Origin of the sequence: Falsiroseomonas oryziterrae (genome assembly GCF_021864505.1) — a bacterium.
GTDB classification, from domain to species: Bacteria; Pseudomonadota; Alphaproteobacteria; order Acetobacterales; family Acetobacteraceae; genus Falsiroseomonas; species Falsiroseomonas oryziterrae.
The window spans coordinates 1-1,587 of record NZ_JAKJIB010000545.1 but is presented as its reverse complement, the minus strand read 5'-3'; the positions used below and the strand labels follow the sequence as shown (position 1 = coordinate 1,587).

4 protein-coding genes are annotated in these 1,587 nt (G+C 74.5%); all 4 read left to right on the top strand.

Features of this window, described 5'->3' with window-relative positions; all coding sequences use genetic code 11:
- A partial coding sequence (locus L2I40_RS22990; protein ID WP_237217682.1) for a flagellar hook-basal body complex protein FliE occupies positions 1-231 on the top strand: 231 nt, incomplete at its 5' end.
- 27 nt (positions 232-258) lie between these two features.
- On the top strand, positions 259-537 hold the full coding sequence (locus L2I40_RS22985; RefSeq protein WP_237217681.1) for a flagellar biosynthetic protein FliQ: 279 nt from the start codon (positions 259-261) through the stop codon (positions 535-537).
- Positions 534-1,316: a flagellar biosynthetic protein FliR gene (locus L2I40_RS22980; protein ID WP_237217680.1), complete on the top strand. Its 783-nt coding sequence runs from the start codon at positions 534-536 to the stop codon at positions 1,314-1,316. The genes L2I40_RS22985 and L2I40_RS22980 overlap by 4 nt, the downstream gene beginning before the upstream one ends.
- Before the next feature lie 3 nt (positions 1,317-1,319).
- Positions 1,320-1,587 (top strand): EscU/YscU/HrcU family type III secretion system export apparatus switch protein (locus L2I40_RS22975; RefSeq protein WP_237217679.1); only part of this gene is annotated, 268 nt, incomplete at its 3' end.

Genomic DNA, 1,587 nt, shown 5'->3' with positions numbered 1-1,587 from the left:
CCGGCCGCGCCGGCGGGCGGCTTCGGCGCGGCGCTGCAGCGCGCGCTGGAGGACGGCGTGCGCATCGGTCACAGCGCGGAGGCCGCCTCCACGGCCGCGATGCTCGGCCAGGGCGGCGTGACCGAGGCCGTGCTCGCCATCTCGCGCGCCGAACTCGCCCTGCAGACCACGGTCGCGATCCGCGACCGTGTCGTCGCCGCCTACCAGGACATCATGCGCATGCCGATCTGACGGCGGCGCGACGCGGGGAAAAGCTCCGTGGAAGCACAACACGACCTGTCCCAGGCGATGCGCGAGGCGCTCTGGGTCTCCCTGCAGGTGATGGGGCCGCCCTTGGCCGCGGTGCTCGTCGTCGGGCTTGCCGTCTCGCTGCTGCAGGCGCTGACCCAGGTGCAGGAAGCGACGCTGGCCTTCCTGCCGAAGCTGCTCGTCTGCGCCATACTGATGCTGCTGCTCGGCCCCTTCTCCGTCACCGTCCTGCGCGGCTGGACCGAGACCCTGTTCGACCGCGCCGTCATGATCGGCGGGCTGCGGTGAGCGCGCCGGATGCGGCGCTTCTCGCCGCGCTGCCGGGACTCGCCTTCCAGGCGGCGCTGCTCTTCGCGCGGCTCGGCGCGGCAGCGATGGTCCTGCCCGGCCTCGGCGAGCAGGACGTGCCGGCCACCATCCGCCTCTCGCTTGCCCTCGCGCTCGTGCTGCTGCTCCTGCCGGTGCTGGGGCCGGACCTGCCGCCCGCGCCCGAGCCCGGCGTCGCCACGGCCCGCCTCGTCTTGCAGGAGGTCGCAATCGGCCTCTGGCTCGGCGGCCTCGCGCGCATCATCGCCTTGGCGCTCGCGATGGCCGGGCAACTCGTCGCTACCCTGATCGGCCTGCAGGGGCTGCTCGCGGGCGATGCCGAGATGGGCGGCCAGGGCACCGTCCTGTCGCGCGCCTTCGCCCTCGTCGCCGCGACGCTCGTGCTGGCGAGCGGCCTCTACGCGATCGCCTTGCGGGCGCTGGTGGAGAGCTACGCCGTGCTGCCCGCCGGCGCGCCGCTGCCCGCGGGGGCGGCGGCGGAGGCGATGGTGGCGGCCGGCGCCGCCTCGCTCGGTCTCGCCCTGCGGCTCGCCGCACCCTTCGTCATCGCGGCGGTCGTGCTGAATGTCGCGCTCGGGCTGCTCGCGCGCCTTGCGCCGCAGGTTCAGACCTTCTTCGTCGCGGTGCCCGGCCAGATCCTCGCCGGACTCGCGCTGCTGGCGCTGATCGCCCCGCCTCTTCTGGCCGCCTATGCCGAGGCGCTGCGCGGCGCCTTCCTAGCTCTGCCCGGCGCCGGGTGAGCGATGGCCGAAAGCGAGGACGATCGCGACGCGGCCGACCGGTCCGAACCCGCGACGCCGCGCCGGATCGAGAAGGCGCGCGAACAGGGCCAGGTCGCCGTCTCGCGCGAGATGTCCGGTTTCGCCGCCCTCCTCCTCGCCGCGCTGACCGCGGGCACGGCGATGACGCTCGACGGCACGGTCCTCGGGAATCCGATGGTGCTCGTGGCTGGCGGCGACATCTCGCAGGCCGCCACCGGCTCGCTCTCCACCGGCACCTTCCGGGTCCAGG